At 73.0% G+C, this 19362-nt stretch carries 19 protein-coding genes; 14 read left to right on the forward strand and 5 right to left on the reverse strand.

The window, feature by feature from the left end; all coding sequences use genetic code 11:
* The first annotated feature begins 11 nt into the window (after positions 1 to 11).
* Together AB0C73_RS28255 and AB0C73_RS28260 are read left to right on the forward strand one after the other, a co-directional pair.
* Positions 12 to 647 carry a DUF4328 domain-containing protein gene (locus tag AB0C73_RS28255; protein WP_362535652.1) on the forward strand — a complete coding sequence of 212 codons (636 nt, stop codon included), beginning with the start codon at positions 12 to 14 and terminating at the stop codon, positions 645 to 647.
* Between the two features lie 65 nt (positions 648 to 712).
* Entirely contained in the window at positions 713 to 1234 is a 522-nt protein-coding gene (locus AB0C73_RS28260; protein ID WP_362535653.1) for a hypothetical protein, read from the forward strand.
* Positions 1235 to 1253: 19 nt separating this feature from the next.
* Here the strand turns inward: AB0C73_RS28260 and AB0C73_RS28265 are convergent, their stop codons facing one another.
* Positions 1254 to 2033 (reverse strand): Clp protease N-terminal domain-containing protein, encoded by a 780-nt coding sequence (locus tag AB0C73_RS28265; RefSeq protein ID WP_362535655.1) that lies wholly within the window; start codon positions 2031 to 2033, stop codon positions 1254 to 1256.
* 53 nt (positions 2034 to 2086) lie between these two features.
* Positions 2087 to 2716 carry a TetR/AcrR family transcriptional regulator gene (locus AB0C73_RS28270; RefSeq protein ID WP_362535657.1) on the reverse strand — a complete coding sequence of 210 codons (630 nt, stop codon included), beginning with the start codon at positions 2714 to 2716 and terminating at the stop codon, positions 2087 to 2089.
* An 80-nt stretch (positions 2717 to 2796) separates the two neighbouring features.
* On the opposite strand from AB0C73_RS28270, the gene AB0C73_RS28275 reads away from it, so the two are divergent.
* The 4 genes from AB0C73_RS28275 (at position 2797) to AB0C73_RS28290 (ending at position 5819) form a co-directional block, all read left to right on the forward strand.
* The gene (locus AB0C73_RS28275; RefSeq protein ID WP_362535659.1) at positions 2797 to 3462 is read left to right on the forward strand and encodes a methyltransferase domain-containing protein; all 666 of its coding nucleotides are present in this window, start codon (positions 2797 to 2799) and stop codon (positions 3460 to 3462) included.
* Positions 3459 to 3668 (forward strand): hypothetical protein, encoded by a 210-nt coding sequence (locus AB0C73_RS28280; RefSeq protein WP_362535660.1) that lies wholly within the window; start codon positions 3459 to 3461, stop codon positions 3666 to 3668. Before AB0C73_RS28275 ends, AB0C73_RS28280 begins: the two co-directional genes overlap by 4 nt.
* A gap of 370 nt (positions 3669 to 4038) precedes the next feature.
* Positions 4039 to 4716, forward strand: coding sequence for an RNA polymerase sigma factor (locus tag AB0C73_RS28285; protein ID WP_362535776.1), 678 nt, complete (start codon positions 4039 to 4041; stop codon positions 4714 to 4716).
* A complete protein-coding gene (locus tag AB0C73_RS28290; protein WP_362535662.1) occupies positions 4716 to 5819 on the forward strand; it encodes a hypothetical protein in 1104 nt (367 codons plus the stop codon). Before AB0C73_RS28285 ends, AB0C73_RS28290 begins: the two co-directional genes overlap by 1 nt.
* 170 nt (positions 5820 to 5989) lie before the next feature.
* On the opposite strand, the gene AB0C73_RS28295 is transcribed toward AB0C73_RS28290, so the two are convergent.
* The gene (locus AB0C73_RS28295) at positions 5990 to 6862 is read right to left on the reverse strand and encodes a L,D-transpeptidase family protein (RefSeq protein ID WP_362535664.1); all 873 of its coding nucleotides are present in this window, start codon (positions 6860 to 6862) and stop codon (positions 5990 to 5992) included.
* A 236-nt stretch (positions 6863 to 7098) separates the two neighbouring features.
* Between AB0C73_RS28295 and AB0C73_RS28300 the strand changes: the two genes are divergently transcribed.
* The 3 genes from AB0C73_RS28300 to AB0C73_RS28310 all read left to right on the forward strand — a co-directional run bounded on the left by AB0C73_RS28300 (position 7099) and on the right by AB0C73_RS28310 (position 10325).
* Positions 7099 to 8679, forward strand: a complete 1581-nt coding sequence (locus tag AB0C73_RS28300; protein ID WP_362535778.1) for a methylmalonyl-CoA mutase family protein — start codon at positions 7099 to 7101, stop codon at positions 8677 to 8679.
* A 97-nt stretch (positions 8680 to 8776) separates the two neighbouring features.
* Positions 8777 to 9442, forward strand: a complete 666-nt coding sequence (leuE, locus tag AB0C73_RS28305; RefSeq protein WP_362535666.1) for a leucine efflux protein LeuE — start codon at positions 8777 to 8779, stop codon at positions 9440 to 9442.
* Positions 9443 to 9503: 61 nt separating this feature from the next.
* Positions 9504 to 10325 carry a MerR family transcriptional regulator gene (locus AB0C73_RS28310; protein ID WP_362535668.1) on the forward strand — a complete coding sequence of 274 codons (822 nt, stop codon included), beginning with the start codon at positions 9504 to 9506 and terminating at the stop codon, positions 10323 to 10325.
* Between the two features lie 25 nt (positions 10326 to 10350).
* Here AB0C73_RS28310 and AB0C73_RS28315 read toward each other — a convergent pair whose 3' ends face one another.
* Positions 10351 to 11733 carry an alpha-2,8-polysialyltransferase family protein gene (locus AB0C73_RS28315; protein ID WP_362535669.1) on the reverse strand — a complete coding sequence of 461 codons (1383 nt, stop codon included), beginning with the start codon at positions 11731 to 11733 and terminating at the stop codon, positions 10351 to 10353.
* Positions 11730 to 12746, reverse strand: coding sequence for a glycosyltransferase family 2 protein (locus tag AB0C73_RS28320; RefSeq protein WP_362535671.1), 1017 nt, complete (start codon positions 12744 to 12746; stop codon positions 11730 to 11732). Before AB0C73_RS28320 ends, AB0C73_RS28315 begins: the two co-directional genes overlap by 4 nt.
* A 199-nt stretch (positions 12747 to 12945) precedes the next feature.
* Here AB0C73_RS28320 and AB0C73_RS28325 point away from each other — a divergent pair, with 199 nt between their 5' ends.
* The 5 genes from AB0C73_RS28325 (at position 12946) to AB0C73_RS28345 (ending at position 19322) form a co-directional block, all read left to right on the forward strand.
* Positions 12946 to 14277 (forward strand): DUF6716 putative glycosyltransferase, encoded by a 1332-nt coding sequence (locus tag AB0C73_RS28325; protein ID WP_362535673.1) that lies wholly within the window; start codon positions 12946 to 12948, stop codon positions 14275 to 14277.
* Complete coding sequence (locus AB0C73_RS28330) at positions 14277 to 15491, forward strand: acylneuraminate cytidylyltransferase (protein WP_362535675.1); 1215 nt, start codon at positions 14277 to 14279, stop codon at positions 15489 to 15491. Before AB0C73_RS28325 ends, AB0C73_RS28330 begins: the two co-directional genes overlap by 1 nt.
* A gap of 83 nt (positions 15492 to 15574) precedes the next feature.
* Positions 15575 to 16471, forward strand: coding sequence for an N-acetylneuraminate synthase family protein (locus AB0C73_RS28335; RefSeq protein WP_362535677.1), 897 nt, complete (start codon positions 15575 to 15577; stop codon positions 16469 to 16471).
* 323 nt (positions 16472 to 16794) lie between these two features.
* Positions 16795 to 17973, forward strand: coding sequence for a hypothetical protein (locus AB0C73_RS28340; RefSeq protein WP_362535780.1), 1179 nt, complete (start codon positions 16795 to 16797; stop codon positions 17971 to 17973).
* A 116-nt stretch (positions 17974 to 18089) separates the two neighbouring features.
* A complete protein-coding gene (locus AB0C73_RS28345) occupies positions 18090 to 19322 on the forward strand; it encodes an amidohydrolase (RefSeq protein ID WP_362535679.1) in 1233 nt (410 codons plus the stop codon).
* Positions 19323 to 19362 lie beyond the last annotated feature (40 nt).

The raw sequence follows: 19362 nt of genomic DNA on the forward strand, positions 1-19362 counted from the left end.
ATCGCTCCGTCATGCTCCGCAATCCGAAGGGCCTTTCGTACGCCGTCGTGGCCCTGCTCGCCGTCAATATCGTCTTCGACGTGCTGCTCGGTCTGCTCGAAGTCGGCACCCTGACGGCCGACGACCCGCTCCTCAGCGGCAATTCCCTGCTCGGGGCGCCGGGTGTGAGCGTGGTCGTCAGCCTGTCGCTCCTGGTGTTCACGGCGACCGTGGTCGTCTTCATCGTCTGGTTCCACCGGCTGCGGCAGAACGCCCAGGTGTGGGCCGGTGACCTGCAGAGCCGTGGGTCCGGCTGGGCCATCGGTGGCTGGTTCGTCCCGATCGGCAACCTGTGGATCCCTCGTAACATCGCCGCCGAGATCTGGCGCGCCAGCCGTATGGCGCCCTACGCGGCGGACGGCCCCGGCGAGCTGGCGCTGCTCAACGGCTGGTGGGCCGCCTTTGCCGTGAGCATGCTGATGCACTGGAGCACCTCGCAGATGTTCCTCCGGGCGGAGACCGTCGACGCCCTGCTCTCCGCGACCTGGTGGTCGCTCGCGACCTACGTCGTCAAGGCCGTCGCCGCGGTGCTCGCGATCCTGTTCGTACGCCGACTGACCTCTATGCAGCACCTCAAGGCGAATGGCATGATTCCGGCCGCGCAGTGACGAAAACGCGCCAGCTGGCGCAGTAGAGGAAGTACTGAGCCCGCACCGCCGGCGAGGAGGCGTCCATGATGTCCGCGACGAGCACGAGCCTGCAGGAACTGATCGACCGCGCGGACGAGCGTGCCCTCGCGGCCGCCGGACTCGCCTGCCTCGACCGGTGCCTGCCGCTGCTCGCACCGGAGGGCGCGGAGGTGCTGCGCCCGGTGTGGGCCGCGGTCGCCCGCGGCGACGGCGCCGCCTGGGGCGAGGCCGTCGCCAAGGCGCGGGTGGAACTGGCCGACGAGGGCGAGGGCGCGGCCGAGAGCGCCGCGCCGGTGCGCGCGATGCTCGACGACGCGCCCGCCGACTGGACCGAGGGCCCGCTGCGGGACTGGACCCGCACCTGCTCCGAGGCGGCGCTCGGTGTCCACGCCGCCCTCGACGCCACCGGCACGGGCCCGCTCCACGCGGGCGAGCTCCAGCGCCAGCAGGCCGTCCTGGAGTCGGCCGCCCACGGCCCGACCGGCCTGCGCCGCGCCCGCGACCTCTCGACCGAGGGCGGCCGCGTCCTGCGGGCGGTCGTCTCCCGCAGGGCGCGTACCGCCTGAGCCGGAGGCCGTACGGGAATCAGGCCTGCTGGTCCTGGTCCTGGTCCTGGTCCTGGTCGGGCGCCGCGATCGCCAGCGAGGCGATGGCCTCGGCGATCTCCCGCTCCGCCTTCGCCTTGTCGAGGCCGAGGCCCGCGAGCGTGCCCTTGCCGTCCTCGAACTCCAGCAGCGCCAGCAGGATGTGCTCGGTGCCCACGTAGTTGTGGCCGAGCCGCAGGGCCTCCCGGAACGTCAGTTCCAGGACCTTCTTGGCGTCCGCGTCGTACGGGATGAGCGCGGGCACCTCCTCGACGGCCGGCGGCAGCGTCGCCGCGACCGCCGTGCGCACCTCGTCGAGGGTGACGCCCTGGCCGGTGATCCAGTGGCCCGCGAGTCCGTCCGGCTCGGCGAGCAGGCCGAGCGCGAGGTGCGCCGGGACCGTCTTGTCGTTGCGGGCGGCGGAGGCCTCGTTCTGCGCGGCCATCACCACGTTCCGGGCCCGGGGCGTGAACCGGCTGAAGCCGGCGTTCGGGTCCATCTTCGCCGCGTCCGCCCCGCTGTCGTCCTTGGGGACGAAACGCTTCTGGGCCGCCTGCCGGGTGACGCCCATGCTCTTGCCGATGTCGGTCCAGGAGGCGCCGGTCCGCCGGGCCTGGTCCACGAAGTGGCCGATGAGGTGGTCGGCGATGTCGCCGAGGTGGTCCGCCGCGATGACCGCGTCGGACAGCTGGTCGAGGGCGTCGTCCGGGTGGGACCGCTTGATCGCCTCGATCAGGTCGTCGAGCCGCACAGGGTCGTTCATGCCGAGTGGATTCGTCATGAGTGCAACCCTAGGTTGACAGTCGGGTGGTGTCAACCGATGGTTGACAATGCTCATGCGCCCTGGTCGGCGATCAGTGCCCGCAGGGTCAGGGATGCGAGTCCGGCCTCCTGGCGGGCCGGATCCGGTGCCACGGAGAACCGGAAGCTCTGGGAGGCCAGGAGCGACATCAGCCACCAGGCGCCGGTCGCCGGGTCGAGGTCGGATCGGACGCTGCCGTCGCGCTGCCCCTCGGTGAGCAGGTCGGTGAGCGTCAGTGCCATGAGCCGGTTGCCGCGCCGGGCCGCGTCGAGAACCGCGGGTTCGGTCGTGAGGGTCATGGCGTCCGCGAAGAGCACGCCGAGGGTGCCCCTCGCGTGCACGTCGGCCAGGTGCTCGGGCGCGAGGAGTTCGGTCAGCCATGCGCCGACGCTCGGGCAGCGTCCGTTCCAGGTCCGCAGTCCCTCGGTCAGCTGCCCCGCGGCGTGCTCCAGAACGGCCGTGAACACGGCCGCCTTGGAGCCGAAGTTCTGGAACACCACCGGCTCGCTGACGCCCACTCGCCGCGCCACCTCGGACATCTTGCTCCGCTGGTAGCCGTGTTCGGCGAAGACGTCGGTCGCCGCGGTGAGGATCGACGCGCGGCGCTCGGCCGCGCTCAGCCGCGGGCGTCTGGGCTTGCCGGAGGGCGTGGCGGTGGACACCCCCGCATTGTAGTCACCCTTGCCGAATAACTTAGTCGCCACTAAGTTCATTACTTAGTGGCGACTAAGAAAGGGCTCGCATGGAACTCGCACGCTTTCTCCACGGCACCCGGGACTCCCGCACCGACGGGCAGACCCTGACCCACGGGCGCGCCTACGAAGTCTTCGGCGCCGTGTTCTTCGGCGGCCGGCGCCGCCACGTCTTCACGCGCCTGGCCGAACTCAGCGGCGCCCGCCCCGGCGACCGCGCCCTCGACGTCGGCTGCGGCACCGGCTATCTCACCCTGCACATCGCCGACGCGGTGGCCCCGGCCGGCAGCGTCGTGGGCGTCGATCCCTCCCCGGACGTGCTGGCCCACGCCCGGCGGCGGGCCGCCGGGCGGACCGACTGCACCTTCACGGACGGCATCGCCGAAGCCCTGCCCGGCCCGGACGGCCGGTTCGACGTCGTGGTCAGCAGCCTGATGATCCACCACCTGCCCGAGGACGTCCGCGCCCGCGCCGTCGCCGAGATGCACCGGGTGCTGCGCCCCGGCGGGCGGCTCCTGCTCGCCGACTTCCGCCCGCCCGCCAACCCCCTCGCCCGCCACCTGGTCGGCGCTGTCACCGGACCCGTGATGGAGCACAACCCCGTGCATCTCCTCGCCCCGCTGGTGGCGGACGCCGGGTTCACCGGGATCGACGCCGGCGACCTGCATCCGTGGATCCACTACGTCCGTGCCACGAAGCCGGAGCAGGCGGCGTGAACGCCGCCCCGCGCGGTCACCGCGCCCTCCGCGTCTCCGCCGTCGTGCTGATCCTGGCGGGCCTGGCCCTCCATCTGTGGCTCGGCACCAAGGTCCCCCTCATGGCCGTCGCCATCGGCCTGGGCTGCCATGTAGCCGCCGCGGTCTCCGCGCGCCGCTGGCTGCGCACCCGCCGGCAGCGGGCCACCGGGCCGGCAGCGGGCTGAAGGGAGTCGAAAGGAGGGGGCGGCGGCCTTGGGCCTGTCCGGCCGAGGCCGCCCGACACGCCTGGTCACAGGCGCCGAAAAGGAAGACGACCGGGGCCGCCACCCCCCACAGGAGAGGCCCCGGTCGTCGTCCGCGGGGCCGCAGCACGGCCCCGTACTCCCTACAGCGCCGCGCATGCGTTTTCTGTCACACCTCCGTTTCACCCGTCCCGGCCCGCCCCCGGCAGGAAGCCGGGAAGTTGTGACTTGCACAAAGAATCGGACCCGCGTGGACGCGGCGCCCGAATAGGACGTAGCGTTCTGCTGCGCCCTGGGCGGCGTGGCGGTGACGACCAGCCGCGATGAGCGCGACGACGGACAGGTGTGGGGAGTGCTGGGGGACGAGGCGGAGCTGACGGCCGCAGTGCTCGCCGCGCAGGACGGCGACGAGAGCGCCTTCCGTACCGTGTACCGCGCGGTGCATCCCCGGCTCCTCGGCTACATACGGACCCTGGTCGGCGAGGCCGACGCAGAGGACGTGGCGTCCGAGAGCTGGCTGCAGATCGCCCGCGACCTCGACCGGTTCAGCGGCGACGCGGACCGCTTCCGCGGCTGGGCCGCCCGGATCGCCCGCAACCGCGCCCTCGACCACATCCGGATGCGCGGCCGCCGCCCCGCCGTCGGCGGCGACGAGACCGAACTCACCGACAAGGCCGCCGACTCCGACACCGCGGACGAGGCCCTGGAAGCGCTGGCCACCGGCAGCACCATGCAGCTGATCGCCCAACTGCCGCAGGACCAGGCCGAGGCCGTCGTGCTGCGGGTCGTCGTCGGTCTGGACGCCAAGAGCGCCGCCGACACCCTCGGCAAGAAGCCCGGCGCGGTCCGTACCGCCGCCCACCGCGGCCTCAAGAAACTCGCCGAACTCCTCGGTGCGGGCGACCCGGCCGCGCCCGACGACGCGCCCGGCGCACTGGACGGCGTCCCTCCGCAGCGCGGCCGCCACCCCGGGGCCGCGCGCCCCGGCGGTGTGACGCAATCGCGTCCGCGGACGCAGAAGGACATGTGATGGCCGACGAGCAGTACCAGTGGCTCGACCAGGAGGCCGCGGAGCGGTTGCTGCGCGGCGAGTCCGTCGACCCCGTCGGCACGTCGGCCCGCGCCGAGGCGGAACTCCTCGCCCGCGCCCTCGACACGGCCCGCACCACCCCCGCCGCCGGCCTCACCGCCGGCCCCGGCGGAGAGCTCCCCGGCGAGGCCGCCGCGCTCGCCGCCTTCCGCGAGGCCGTCGCCGAACGCGCCGCCACCGCCACCGTCGCTGCCGCGACCTCCCGGCGCGCGGGGCGGACCGCAGCCACCGATCTCGGCGCCGTCCGGCTCGCCCCGGTCCGCACCGGCCGCTCCTGGGGACGCTCCCTCCGTTACGGGCTCGCCGCCGCGGTCGCCGCCGTCACGGTCGGCGGCGTCGCCGTGGCCGCGGGCACCGGTGTCCTGCCGCTGACGTCCGACCCCGGACCCGGCCGCTCGGTCGTGGCCGCCGACCCCTCCGCCACCGGCTGGTCCGGCTCGCCCACCGGCAGCCCGGGCACCCCGCTGCCCGGCGGATCCGGCGGCCTGCCCGGCACGCCCGGCAGCACCGACTCCCCGGGCGCCACCGGCACCGCCGGACCCGACGACCCGTCCACCGGCCCGGGCAGGAGCATCGGCGGCCCGGACAGCGGCGGCGACGCCGAAGAGCGCGACAGGACCCTCAAGGCCTGCCAGGACTTCCGCGCGGGCACGCTCTCCGACAGCGGCCGGCAGCGTCTCACCGGCGCCCTGCGCAACGGCGAGACCGTGAAGCGCTACTGCGACCGGGTCCTCTCCGGCGCGCCCTCGGGTGCCACCCCGACCGCCACCGGCCGCACCTCGTCCGGCAGCACCGGAAGCACCGGCAGCACCGGCAAGGGCGACACCACCACCGGCGGCTCGGGCAACGGCGGCTCCGAGAGCGGCGGCTCCGACGGCGACGACAAGACCGACCGAGGCGACCGGAACCGCGACGGCGGACACCAGGGCGGCGACGCGAAGCGCGGCCGTCAGAGCCAGAGCCGGACCGACGGCCAGAGCCAGGGCCAGAGCCAGGGCAAGGCTCAGAACCAGAGCCTCAAGAAGAGCAGCTCAGCCCGCTGAGACACCGGGTGTGACACTTTTCGACCCTCCGGCGCAGTACTGAGTGAGCCGACTGGTCATCGGCGAGCGCATGGAGCCGGGGTTCCCCCCGTACCTTCGGCTCGGCGCACCGGCGCGGGTGGGACACGTTCCCCCGGTCCCACCCGCGCCCCTTCACCTCTCTCGACCACTCACCAGTGCACGACGACCTTGTCGCCGACCTTCACCTGGTCGAAGAGCACCGAGAGCTTCGCCTTGTCCCGTACGTTGACGCAGCCGTGCGAGGCCCCGGCGTAACCGCGCGCCGCGAAGTCCGCCGAGTAGTGCACGGCCTGGCCGCGGCTGAAGAACATCGAGTACGGCATCGGCGTGTGGTAGATCGTCGAGGTCCAGTCGCGGGCCTTCCACTCCACCTTGAACACGCCCTCGCGGGTCGGGGTGTTCTCCGAGCCGAAGCGCACGTCCATCGACGAGACGACCTTGCCGTCGATCATCCAGGCGAGCGTCCGGCTCTCCTTGCTGATGCACAGCACCCGTCCGGTCATGCAGCGCGGGTCAGGCGTGTCCAGCTTGTTGGTGGTGGCCGGGCGCAGCTCGGCGGCCGTCGGCTTCCGGGTCATCCCGAGCAGCCGCTGCCAGGTCGTCTCGTCGACCGTTCCGGTCTGCGCGAGCCCCCGCTTCTTCTGGAAGCCCTTCACCGCGCCCGCGGTCATCGTCCCGTAGAAGCCGGTGGGCGCCCGGTCGAAGTAGCCGATCTGGCGCAGCCGGGCCTGGAGCTCGCGCACCTGCGCGTTCTCGTCGCCGTCGCGCATCAGGATCCGGCCGGCCGGGGCGGTCGTCGGGGAGGCGGTGGGCGAGGACGGCTTGTCGTCGGGCGTGCCGCTCGGCGACGCGGACGGCGGCGCCGACGAGGTGGTGGGCGCGGCCGTGGGCGTGGCGGTGGCCGGCGCCTGGGTCACGGTGCCCTTGCCGGTGCCCGTGCCCTGGGCCGTACACCCGGCGGCCAGGGCCACGGCCGTGGCGGCCAGGACTGCTCTGCGTATGACGGACGAAGAACGCTTCATCGGTGCCCCCCGGGAAAATCCACGTGTGTACTCAAGGGATGCATGCCCGGCCGCGCGCGGTTGCGCACGTGACCGAATAGAGACGTGCATGCTGGGACGTACAGCTGTGAGGAAGGTCCCAGCGGACTGCTCTCCACCCTGTCGCGCGGCCGGGGCTACAGTCCGTCACGACGGGGTCCGTACCGCTGAGCAGGCCCGACCGGGTCTCAACAGGTCAACCGGGAGGCATGAGCCATATGGCGCGCGAGTCGGAGTCCGGACTGCCCATCGAGCCGGTCTACGGGCCGGACGCCCTGGACGGGTGGGATCCGGCCGAGAAGCTGGGCGAGCCCGGCGCGTACCCCTTCACCCGTGGCGTCTACCCCTCGATGTACACCGGCCGGCCGTGGACGATGCGCCAGTACGCGGGCTTCGGCACCGCCGTGGAGTCCAACGCCCGCTACAAGCAGCTCATCGACAACGGCACCATGGGTCTTTCGGTCGCCTTCGACCTGCCCACGCAGATGGGCCACGACTCGGACGCGCCGATCGCGCACGGCGAGGTCGGCAAGGTCGGCGTCGCGATCGACTCGATCGACGACATGCGGGTGCTCTTCGACGGCATCCCGCTGGACAAGGTGTCCACGTCGATGACCATCAACGCCCCCGCCGCCCTCCTCCTGCTGCTCTACCAACTGGTCGGCGAGGAGCAGGGCGTACCGGCCGACCAGCTGACCGGCACGATCCAGAACGACGTGCTGAAGGAGTACATCGCCCGCGGCACGTACATCTTCCCGCCGCAGCCCTCGCTGCGTCTGATCGCGGACATCTTCAAGTACTGCCGGGCCGAGATCCCCAAGTGGAACACCATCTCGATCTCCGGCTACCACATGGCCGAGGCCGGCGCCTCGCCCGCGCAGGAGATCGCGTTCACGCTGGCCGACGGCATCGAGTACGTCCGCACGGCGGTCGCGGCCGGCATGGACGTGGACGACTTCGCGCCCCGTCTCTCCTTCTTCTTCGTGGCCCGGACGACGATCCTGGAGGAGGTCGCCAAGTTCCGGGCCGCCCGCCGGATCTGGGCGCGGGTGATGAAGGAGGAGTTCGGCGCGAAGAACCCCAAGTCGCTGATGCTCCGCTTCCACACCCAGACCGCCGGTGTGCAGCTCACCGCCCAGCAGCCCGAGGTCAACCTGGTGCGGGTCGCCGTACAGGGCCTCGCGGCCGTCCTCGGCGGCACGCAGTCGCTGCACACCAACTCCTTCGACGAGGCCATCGCGCTCCCGACGGACAAGTCGGCCCGCCTGGCGCTCCGTACCCAGCAGGTCCTGGCGTACGAGACGGACGTGACGGCCACCGTCGACCCCTTCGCCGGCTCCTACGTCGTCGAGAGCATGACCGACGAGGTCGAGGCGGCCGCCCTTGAGCTGATGCGGAAGGTGGCGGACCTGGGCGGCGCGGTCCACGCGATCGAGCGCGGTTTCCAGAAGAACGAGATCGAGCGCTCGGCGTACCGGATCGCGCAGGAGACCGACTCCGGCGAGCGGGTCGTCGTCGGCGTCAACCGCTTCACCGTGGACGTCGAGGAGCCCTACGAGCCGCTGCGCGTCGACCCGGCGATCGAGGCCCAGCAGGCCGAGCGGCTCGCGCGGCTGCGCGCCGGGCGCGACCAGACGGCGGTGGACGCGGCCCTGGGCGAGCTGCGCAAGGCCGCGGAGGGCACGGACAACGTGCTGTACCCGATGAAGGCGGCGCTCAAGGCACGGGCGACGGTGGGCGAGGTCTGCGACGCGCTGCGCCAGGTCTGGGGCACATACGTCCCCACCGACGCGTTCTGACATCCCGGCGAAGGCCTGCCAGGGCCTGGCGGAAGCGCCCATTCCACCAGTTGAAACTTAAAGCGGAGTGTCGTGCGCATGTGCGACACTCCGCCTCATGCTGGGTGTCACCGATCTGCCGACCTACCTCGCCGGGCTCGTCCTCATCATCCTCCTGCCCGGACCGAACTCGCTCTACGTGCTGTCCGTCGCCGCCCGCAAGGGCACCCGGACCGGATACAAGGCCGCGGCCGGGGTGTTCACCGGCGACACGGTCCTGATGACCCTGGCCGCCCTCGGCGCGGCCTCCCTGCTCCAGACCACCCCGCTGCTCTTCCTGATCGTGAAGTACGCGGGCGCCGGTTACCTGGCCTGGATGGCGTACGGGATGCTGCGCGCCGCCCGCGAGATGTGGCGGGCCCGGCACGAGACGGTGGCCGTGTCCGTCGCCGACGAGCCCGTCGGGCAGCAGGCCGGCCCGGTGGAGCACCCGTACCGCCGGGCGCTGATCATCAGCCTCTTCAACCCGAAGGCGATCCTCTTCCTGATCTCCTTCTTCGTGCAGTTCGTGGACCCGGACTACGCCTACCCGGCGGTCTCCTTCCTGGTCCTCGGCGTCCTGCTCCAGCTCGGCAGCTTCCTCTACCTCACCACCCTCATCTTCAGCGGCACCCGCCTCGCCGCCGCCTTCCGCCGCCGCAAGCGCCTCTCGGCGGGCGCGACCACGGCGGCCGGTGCCCTCTTCCTCGGCTTCGCCGCGAAGCTCTCGCTCGCCAGCGCCTGATCCTGACGGGCTCGGTGTGCTTGACCCTCACACCATGTGAGGCCGTTGCGTAGGGGGCGTCATGTTCACCATCGGAGACTTCGCCCGGCACGGGCGGGTGTCGGTCCGGATGCTGCGTCATTACGACGCCGTCGGGCTGCTGCACCCCGCCCGTGTCGACCCGCACAGCGGCTACCGCTACTACGAGGCGGCGCAGCTCGCGCGGCTCAACCGTGTCATCGCGCTCAAGGAGCTCGGCTTCACCCTGGAACAGGTGCGGGCGATCCTCGACGAGCAGGTGGGGGCGGAGGAGCTGCGCGGGATGCTGCGGCTGCGGCAGGCCGAGCTGGAGACGGCCGCCGCGGAGGCGGCGGCGCGGCTCGCGCGGGTCGGGGCGCGGCTCCGAGCCATCGAGAGTGAGGGACGCATGTCCACGCAGGACGTCGTCGTGAAGAAGATCCCCGCCGTCCGGCTCGCCGAGCTGAGCGGGACCGCCGCGAGCTTCGGCCCGGCCGACATCAGCCCGGTGATCGGGCCGCTGTACGAGGAGCTGTGCGGGCGCCTGGAGGCCGCCGGGGTCAAGGAGTTCGGGCCCGGGATCGCGTACTACGAGGACGCGGGCCGCGGGGACGGCTCGGTCGTCGTGCACGCCGGGACGACCGTGCCCGAGGGGACCGAGGTGGAGGGGGTGGACGTCGTGGTCCTGCCCGGGATCGAGGAGGCGGCCACCGTCGTGCACCGCGGGTCGATGGACGAGATCCTGCCGACCGCGCAGACCCTGGCGAGCTGGATCGACACCAACGGATACGCCTCGGTCGGCTACGCCCGCGAGCTGTACCTGGAGTGCCCGGAGGACACCTCCCGCTGGGTGACCGAGCTCCAGGAGCCGGTCACCCGCGGGTAGGGCCTGTCCGGGGTCCGGTCCGGCCTCACCGGCCGCCCAGGGCCCGCCGCTTCAGCCTCAGGGCGCGGCGGGCCAGGCGGCGCAGGCCCGGGTGGCGGGGGACCGGGATGCCGCCGGGCAGGCCGAGGGAGGTGAGGCGGCGGCGGGTGAAGTGGTGCCGGGTGCGGACCGCGAGCGGGCCGGACAGGTGGCGTACGGCCGCCTCCCGCAGGTCAGGGCGGATCCTCGGCTGCATCGCGAAGCCGACCGCGGCGACCAGGCCCGCCAGTTCGTCGCCGCCCAGCGCGCCCGCGTCCTCGGCCGGCTCCTCCAGGTCAGGGACCAGCGAGTCGACGAGGGCCACCGGCACCCGGTTGCTGTTCTGGTACGGCGTGAGCCGGGCGAGCAGCGGCCGGGTGCCGACCTTCGCCGTCTCGATGCCGTAGAACGCGCTCGCCGTGAACAGTGCCGTCGAGAAGCAGCCCACCACGAGCGCCGGCCGCAGCTCGCGGTAGAGCACCTCGGCGAGCACCGGCCGGTCCTCGACGGTGAGTTCGGCGCCGAGCGCCGCCGCCTCCCGTACCAGCGCCTTCGACCAGGCGTCGGGGGCTGTCGGGTGCGGCTTGAAGACCAGGCGGCGGTGGCCGCGGGCGACCGCGCCGCGGACCATCTTCAGGTGCAGTGCGCCCTCCTCCTCGGGGGTGAGGAGGGAGAGCGCCGCCAGGTACTGGCCGAGGAGGAGCGCCGGGCCCGGCTCGCCCGCCCCGTCGGGCCCGGTCGCCGCCGGGCCCGAGAGCTCCTCCACGACCTTCGTGAACGCCTCCGTCGGTACGACCTCGGCGACCGCCCCGAACTCGGCGAGCAGCAGGGGCGCGAGCCCCGGCACCAGGTCCAGGTGGAGCAGCCGGCGCACCCGCTCGCCGACCAGCGGGTCGATCTTGTTGCGGGTGGGGCCGTAGCTCATCAGCCCGTCCGCGTACACGTCGATGGACGCGTCCGGGAGCAGCTGGGCGATGGTCAGCGCGGGCGCGACCTGGAGGGATTCCACGACGAGTTCGATCCGGTCGGCGGTCCGGTCGGCGGTCCGGTCGTCGGAGCCGAGGCCCCACAGGCGCCGCAGGTGCCGCTGGAGCAGCGGCAGGTCGTCGGCGCGGGGGGTCCAGCCGCCGGGGTGCAGCGGCTCGATCGTCGCGTTCCAGTCGAGGATCTCGTCGAAGCGGCCGCGCAGTTTCTCGAAGCCGGGCATGCGGTCGAGCGGGGTGGTGGTCTCGGGGACGGCGGCGTTGGTGGAGACGAGCAGCACCCGCCGGTCCGCCGGGCCGAAGCAGCCGCTGTCGAGGGCGGCGGCGAGCGTGGCGGCGCCGTACAGGGTGGAGGCGTAGAAGATCTGGGTGGTCCTGCGCGGCGTCTTCGGGGCGGTGCGGTTCATGCGGCGTTCGTCTCCAGAGCGGCCTTGCTCGTGGCCGGGGCGGCCGGGGCGGGGGCGGGGCGGCGGCGCTTGAGCCGGCGCAGCGGACCCGCGCGGTCCTCGCCCATCGCCGACAGCGCGTCGGCGAGCACGTCCTGCGGCATCCTGCGCAGCGCGCCGGAGCTCATCGCGCGCAATGTGCGGCCGACCTCCGGTTCGAATTTGGCCATGTTCCCGATGTGGTGGGAAATCACCGCGCAATAGGTGCGGACGGCTTTCGGCAGCAGGCGTTCCGCATCCGGATCGGTCGTGATCTCGTCGATCACCTGATCGAATGCGCGGATGAAATCGAGCTGTCGTACGTCACCGATCTGCGTGAGCGAGGTGGCCACTCCGCGCCGGTAGAAGATTCCGAGTTCGCCGGTGACCGCGAAGGATTCCGCCTCACGGTGCAGCCGCCAGATCCACGGGCGGTCCTCGGCCGTCCGAAGGCCGTGCGGGAAGTGCAGAAGACCCCGGTCGAGCAGCCGCCGGTGATACATCCCGGCCCAGGCGTACGGATAGTCCACCGAGGTCGTCCGGTCGGCCGGCAGGATCGCGTCGCGCGGCCGCAGCGGCTCCATGCGCCGGCCCACCGGCACCTGCCGCACCGACCGGCCGCGCCCGGTCACCCGGACGTGGTCGGTGCGCAGGAAGTCGGTGCCGAGCTCGTCCATGGTGGCGACCAGGCGCCCGTAGAAACCGGGGGAGAGCCAGTCGTCGCCGTCCAGGAAGGCCAGATACCGGCCGCGGGCCGCGTCCAGACCGGTGTTGCGGGCGGTCGCGAGGCCCTCGTTGCGCGCGTGCCGCAGCAGCCGCGCCCCCGGGATCTCGCGCTCCGCGCGTTCCAGGAGCTCCGGGGTCCCGTCCGTCGAACAGTCGTCGACGAGAAGGAACTCGAAGTCCTCGCGGGCGTTCGCGCGCAGGCTTCTGAGGGCGTCGGGGGCATATGTCTGCACGTTGTAGAACGGCACGACGACGGAGAGCTTGACCACGCAGCCGACGCTAGGCGCCGCCCCGGCATTCGTCCTGACCGGCAAGGGGATGCTCGGTGAACACGAGGCGGCGAGCCCCTTAACCACCCCGGATCGGTCCCCCTTTCTGTCCGTTTACCGTTCTGCGTCATGGTGCTGTTAACCATTTGTTGTGGCCCAGTTGGGCTGTGAATCCCCGAGCCCTCCTAGCGTCCTGGACGTGCCATCACGTACCGATCGAACGGTGCGCGTCGCCGTTCTCGCCGACTCCGACACCCGGTGGAAATGGGGCGTGCTCACCGCACGCAGAATCAGCCCCGAATGCGGCCCTGAAAGCGGTGCCGAAAAGGCCCCCGCTCTCACGGGATTCGTGCTGCGCGGCCGCGCCACCCCCACCACCCGCCAGCTCGCCGAGACCGCGGTGTCCGACACCGTGCCGCGCGAGGTGACCGGAGCGGAGTTCCTGCGCGAGGTACGCCACGCCGCGGAGCGCGGGGAGGGCTACGACGTCGTCGTGCTCGCCCTCGTCGGCGGCACCGTCCGCGCCGTCCTCCAGGGCATCGCCGACCTCGGACTGGAGCGCCGCCCGGTGCTCGTCACCGGCTACGTCGGCGTCGTGTACGAGAAGCTCGCCGACGGACTGCTCCTGCGCCACGGCGCGGACGTCGTGCTCGCCAACTCCCGCCACGACGCGGAGCGTTTCCGCGCCGTGTACGAGGGAGTCGGCGCCGACCCGGGCTCGGTCGTCGAGGCCGCGCTGCCGTTCCTCGGCGGTGCCCCGCACAAGCCCGAACCCGGCCGCGACACCCTGGTGTTCGCCGCCCAGCCCTCGGTGCCCGTCACCAAGGCCGAACGCGCCTACGTCCTGCGCCGGCTCGTCGGGCACGCCCGGCTGCACCCGGACCGCGAGGTGCTCCTCAAGCTGCGCTCCAAGCCCGGTGAACACACCACGCACCTGGAGGAGTTCCCGTACCAGAAGCTGGTGCGCGACCTCCCCGTGCCGCCCAACTTCCGTCTCGTGTACGGGCACATGGGCGAGGTCCTGGACCGCACCGACCTCCTGGTCACCGTCTCCTCCACGGCCGCCCTCGAAGCCCTGCACCGGCGCATCCCCACCGCGATCCTCACCGACCTCGGGGTGCGCGAGGCGCTCGGCAACCACCACTTCATCGGCTCCGGGCTGCTCGCCTCCTTCGACGCGCTCGACAAGGGCGCCGTCCCCGAGCCCGACGAGGAGTGGCTGGCCCGCCAGGGCGTCGGCGCCGCGGGACTGCCCGGCGCGCTCCCGTACGAGAAGGCCTTCGACGCGGCCCGCGAGCGGGTCGCCGCACTCCTCGCCGGACCGGCGCTGCCGCCCGTCGCCCCGTACTACACGGCCGAGACCGCCGGCGGTTACCTGCCCGGCATCCTCGCCCGCCACCGACTCGACCTCAGTGCGCCCGAGCCCCGCGAGAGCGGGGTGCGCCGGATCGTCCGCGAGGCGGCGCGCGGCGCCTACCGCCACGGCGTCCAGCGCGTGGCCCCCGTCATCCGCCGACTGGGAGAACTCTGATGCCCACCGACACGCCGACCGTGCTTGCCGTCATCCCCGCACGGGGCGGCTCCAAGGGCGTCCCCGCCAAGAACCTCGCCCCGGTCGCCGGGATCCCGCTGGTCGGCCGGGCCGTCCGGGCCTGCCTCGGCGCCCCCGAGGTCACCGACGTCGTGGTCTCCACCGACGACCAGGCCATCGCCGACGCCGCCCGCGCCTTCGGCGCCGAGGCCGTACGGCGCCCCGCCGAGCTCTCTGGAGACACCGCCACCAGCGAGTCCGCCGTGCTGCACGCCATGGACGCCTTCGAGGCCGCCCACGGCCGCGCCGCCGACGTGGTCCTGCTCGTGCAGTGCACCAGCCCCTTCCTCACCGCGGCCGAGGTCGCCGAGACCGCCCGCCGGATCACCGAGGGCGCCGCCGACACCGCCTTCACCGCCGCGCCCAGCCACGGCTTTCTGTGGCGGGAGACCGACGGCGGCGCCACCGGCGTCAACCACGACAAGGCCCACCGGCCGCGCCGCCAGGACCGCGAGCCCGAGTACCTGGAGACCGGCGCCGTCTACGCGATGGCCGCGGAGGGCTTCCGCACCCACCGGCACCGGTTCTTCGGCCGCACCGAGTTCGTCGTGACCGACCCCGCCCGGGTCCAGGAGATCGACGACCCGCACGACCTGGCCCGCGCCCGCGCGCTCGCACCGCTGCTCGACGACCCGGTCACCCCGCGCCTCGCCGACGTCGACGCCGTCGTCCTCGACTTCGACGGCACCCAGACCGACGACCGCGTCCACATCGACGCCGACGGCCGCGAGTTCGTCTCCGTGCACCGCGGCGACGGCCTCGGCATCGCCGCCCTGCGCAAGGCCGGCGTCCCGCTGCTCATCCTCTCCACCGAGCAGAACCCCGTCGTCGCCGCCCGCGCCCGCAAGCTGCGCATCCCCGTCCTGCACGGCGTGGACCGCAAGGACCTCGCCCTCAAGCAGTGGTGCGACGAGCAGGGCATCGACCCGCAGCGCGTGCTCTACGCCGGCAACGACGTCAACGACCTGCCCTGCTTCCACCTCGTCGGCTGGCCCGTCGCGGTGGGCAGCGCCCACGACTCCGTACGGGCCGCCGCCCGCGCGGTCACCGACACCCCCGGCGGCTCCGGAGCGATCCGCGAGATCGCCGCCTGGCTCCTCGGACCCGAGCTCCGCATCCCGGAGTTCCCGGAGCCCCACACCCCTGACGCGTAACCCGTACGCGTACCCCCTACCCGTACGCGTACCCCCTGTCACACAACCCCCGACGCATCACCGACGCATAAGGAACCACCACCATGAGCAGCAACCGTCTCCGCACCCTCGGCAGCAAGACCGCCGGCCCGGGCCAGTCCGTGTACATCACGGGTGAGATCGGCATCAACCACAACGGCGACCTGAACAACGCCTTCGCGCTCATCGACGTGGCCGCCGAGGCGGGCTGTGACGCCGTCAAGTTCCAGAAGCGCACCCCGGAGATCTGCACCCCGCGCGACCAGTGGGACATCGAGCGCGACACCCCCTGGGGCCGGATGACCTACATCGACTACCGCCACCGCGTGGAGTTCGGCGAGGACGAGTACCGCGCCATCGACGAGCACTGCAAGAAGCGCGGCATCGAGTGGTTCGCCTCCCCGTGGGACACCGAGGCCGTCGCCTTCCTGGAGAAGTTCGACGTCCCCGCCCACAAGGTGGCCTCCGCCTCCCTCACGGACGACGAGCTGCTGCGCGAGCTGCGCGCCACCGGCCGCACGGTGATCCTCTCCACCGGCATGTCCACCCCGAAGCAGATCCGCCACGCGGTCGAGGTCCTGGGCAGCGACAACATCCTGCTCTGCCACGCCACCTCCACGTACCCGGCGAAGGCCGAGGAGCTCAACCTGCGGGTCATCCAGACGCTCCAGGACGAGTTCCCGAACGTCCCGATCGGCTACTCCGGCCACGAGACCGGCCTCCAGACCACCCTCGCCGCGGTCGCCCTCGGTGCCGCCTTCGTCGAGCGCCACATCACCCTCGACCGCGCCATGTGGGGCTCCGACCAGGCCGCCTCCGTCGAGCCGCAGGGCCTGCAGCGCCTGGTCCGCGACATCCGCACGATCGAGACCGCGCTCGGCGACGGCGTCAAGAAGGTCTACGAGTCGGAGCTCGGCCCGATGAAGAAGCTCCGCCGGGTTCCGGGCGTCGTCGCCGCATGACCAGCCAGCTGGCGTTCGTCGAGAGCCCGGTCCAGCTGCTGAACGTCCTGGAATGGGCCCACGCGTCCATCCTCCGGACCGCGCCCCCGTCCACCCCCGCCCGCCTGGACGCGGTCCCGCGCCAGCCGTCCCGGCGGGCGCCCCAGGGGAGCCTGACCGCCTCGGCACCGGCCGGGGCGGCCGACGCGGCCGCCGAGCCCGGCCCCGTCCGGGCCGCCTCGGCGGCCCCAGGCCTCGACGCGGCCGCGGCGGCCGGCGCACCCGGCCGGTCGGCCTCGGGGTCTGCCGACGCCTTCGGCGCGGCGGCGAACGCCGGCACCGGTGTGGGCGACGCCGACGGGTCGGCAGCGGCTGCCGACCGTGCGGCCGGTTCCGCAGAGGCCGGGCAGCCGCCCGGCCCCGTCCAGGCCGCCTCGGCGGCCGACCTGGAGGCCGCAGGCCTCGGCGCGCCCGCGCCCGGCGCCGTGCCCGGCACCGGCACCGCCGGCTCCCCGGGCGACCCCGGGGAGGTCCGTACCGACGGCTCCGCCGTCCCCGCTCCCTCCCTCGCGCACGCCGACCTCACCATCGTCGTCCTGTCGCCCACCGACCCCATGTCCCGCGGGCAGCTGCGCCGGATGGCGCAGCTCGCGCGGGACGAGGGGGTCACGGTGAAGTGGCAGGAGGCGCGAGGGGGGAAGGGGGCCGTCGTGGCGACGCTGCGGGAGCTCGCGGGGCCGTTGCGGGCCGCCGAGCGGGTGATCGTCGGGGATCCGTTCTCGCGGTACGTCCAGCTGCTGCTCTCCCTGTACGGCCCCCGCCGGGTCACCGTCGTCGACGACGGCACCGCCACCATGGAGTTCGCCGCCCAACTCGCGCGCGGCGAGCGCCTGGTGCGCTGGCACCGGCGGGGCAGCGGCCGGGGCCCGCGCGAGCTGGTGCTCGCGCCGGTGACGAGGATGGCGCGCCGCAAGCTCGCGCCGGGCCCCCGCCGCTCCGTGGAGATCTTCACCTCGCTGCCGGTCGAGCCGCCCGAGGGCACGACCGTCACCGTCAACGACTTCGCCTGGACCCGGTCCCGCTTCGGCCCGCCCCGGCTCACCAAGGGCGCCGACCTGGTCGGCACCTCGCTCGTGGAGACCGGCGTCGTCGACCCCGACGAGTACCTGCGGGCCGTCACCGTCCTCGCCCGCACCCACGGCGCCACCCGCTACTTCGCCCACCGCCGCGAGAGCACCGAGAAGCTGCACCGCATCGCCGTCGAGACCGGCCTGGAGATAGTGCGCCCGGACCTGCCGCTGGAACTGATCGCCCGCCGCGGCCCCGTGGGCCGCACCGTCGTCAGCTTTCCGTCCACGGTCGTGCACACCCTGCCGCTGGCCCTGGCCGGCACCGGCGTGAAGGTCGCCGTCTGCGAGATCGCCCCCGAGTGGCTCCGCGAGAACGCCTCCCCGCGCGCCCAGGGCTTCCTCTCCGGCGTCGTCGGCACCGCGACCGGTACCGAAAGACTCGAATTCGGGTAAGCGTACCCACAGAGGGTGACCGTCATGCCCACGGAACGAGATTCTTTTCCCCTAACGGGCTGAACTTTTCGTGATCACCGGGCAGTTGATCTCTCCGGGGGCCTACCCTTCAAAAGGTGAACCAGTTGAAGTCCCGTGAGCCCGGCCCCGGGGAGGCGCCCGCAGCGCCGCCCGGAACGCTGTCCGAACCCCTGCGTGCCGAACTGATCGCGTTCCGCAGGGACTTGCACATGCACCCCGAGCTCGGCAACCAGGAGTTCCGTACCACCGCCGCGGTCAAGGCCCGCCTGGAGGCCGCCGGGCTGCGCCCGCGGGTCCTGCCGGGCGGGACGGGGCTCATCTGTGACATCGGGACCTGGGACCGCGGGCGGCCCATGCTGGCGATCCGGGCCGATCTGGACGCGCTGCCGATCCCGGACGTCAAGACCGTCCCGTACCGCTCCACCGAGCAGAACCGCGCTCACGCCTGCGGCCACGACGTCCACACCACGGCCGTCCTGGGAGCCGGCCTCGTGCTGGCCGAGCTGGACCGCCAGGGACGCCTTCCCGCCGCCGTACGGCTCCTCTTCCAGCCCGCCGAGGAGGTCCTGCCCGGCGGCGCCGCCGACGCCGTCGAGGCGGGCGTCCTGGACGGCGTCGGGCGGATCATCGCCGTGCACTGCGACCCCAAGGTCGACGCGGGGAAGATCGGGCTGCGCCCCGGCCCCATCACCTCGGCCTGCGACCGCCTGGAGGTCACCCTCGACGGCCCCGGCGGGCACACCGCCCGCCCGCACCTCACCACCGACCTCGTCACCGCCGCCGCCCGGATCGCGACCGACGTGCCCGCCGTGCTCGCCCGCCGGGTCGACGCCCGCTCCGGGCTCTCGGTCACCTGGGGCCGTATCGAGTCCGGGCACGCCCCCAACGTCATCCCGCAGCACGCCGAGCTCTCCGGCACCGTCCGCTGCCTCGACCTGCCCACCTGGCGCGAGGCCCCGGACCTGGTGCACGCGGCCATCGACGAGATCGCGACGCTCCACCGGGCCAAGTCGACCGTCGAGTACGTCCGTGGCGTGCCCCCGGTCGTCAACGACCCGGTCGTCACCGAACTGATCCGCGACGCCATGACCGCCCGGCGCGGTCCGCTCTCCGTCGAGGACACCGAGCAGTCCCTCGGCGGCGAGGACTTCTCCTGGTACCTGGAGCACGTCCCCGGCGCCATGGCCCGGCTCGGGGTGCGCACCCCCGGCGACACCCGGGTCCGTGACCTGCACGCGGGCGACTTCGACGTGGACGAGCACGCCATCGAGGTCGGCGTGGAGCTCTTCACGGCGGCGGCCCTCCTCGACGCCGCGCCGAAGCCCTGACCCGAGCCCGGAACCGGGGCCTGATCCGAGCCCCGATCCG

The organism is Streptomyces sp. NPDC048623, from assembly GCF_040650755.1.
Lineage (GTDB): Bacteria > Actinomycetota > Actinomycetes > Streptomycetales > Streptomycetaceae > Streptomyces.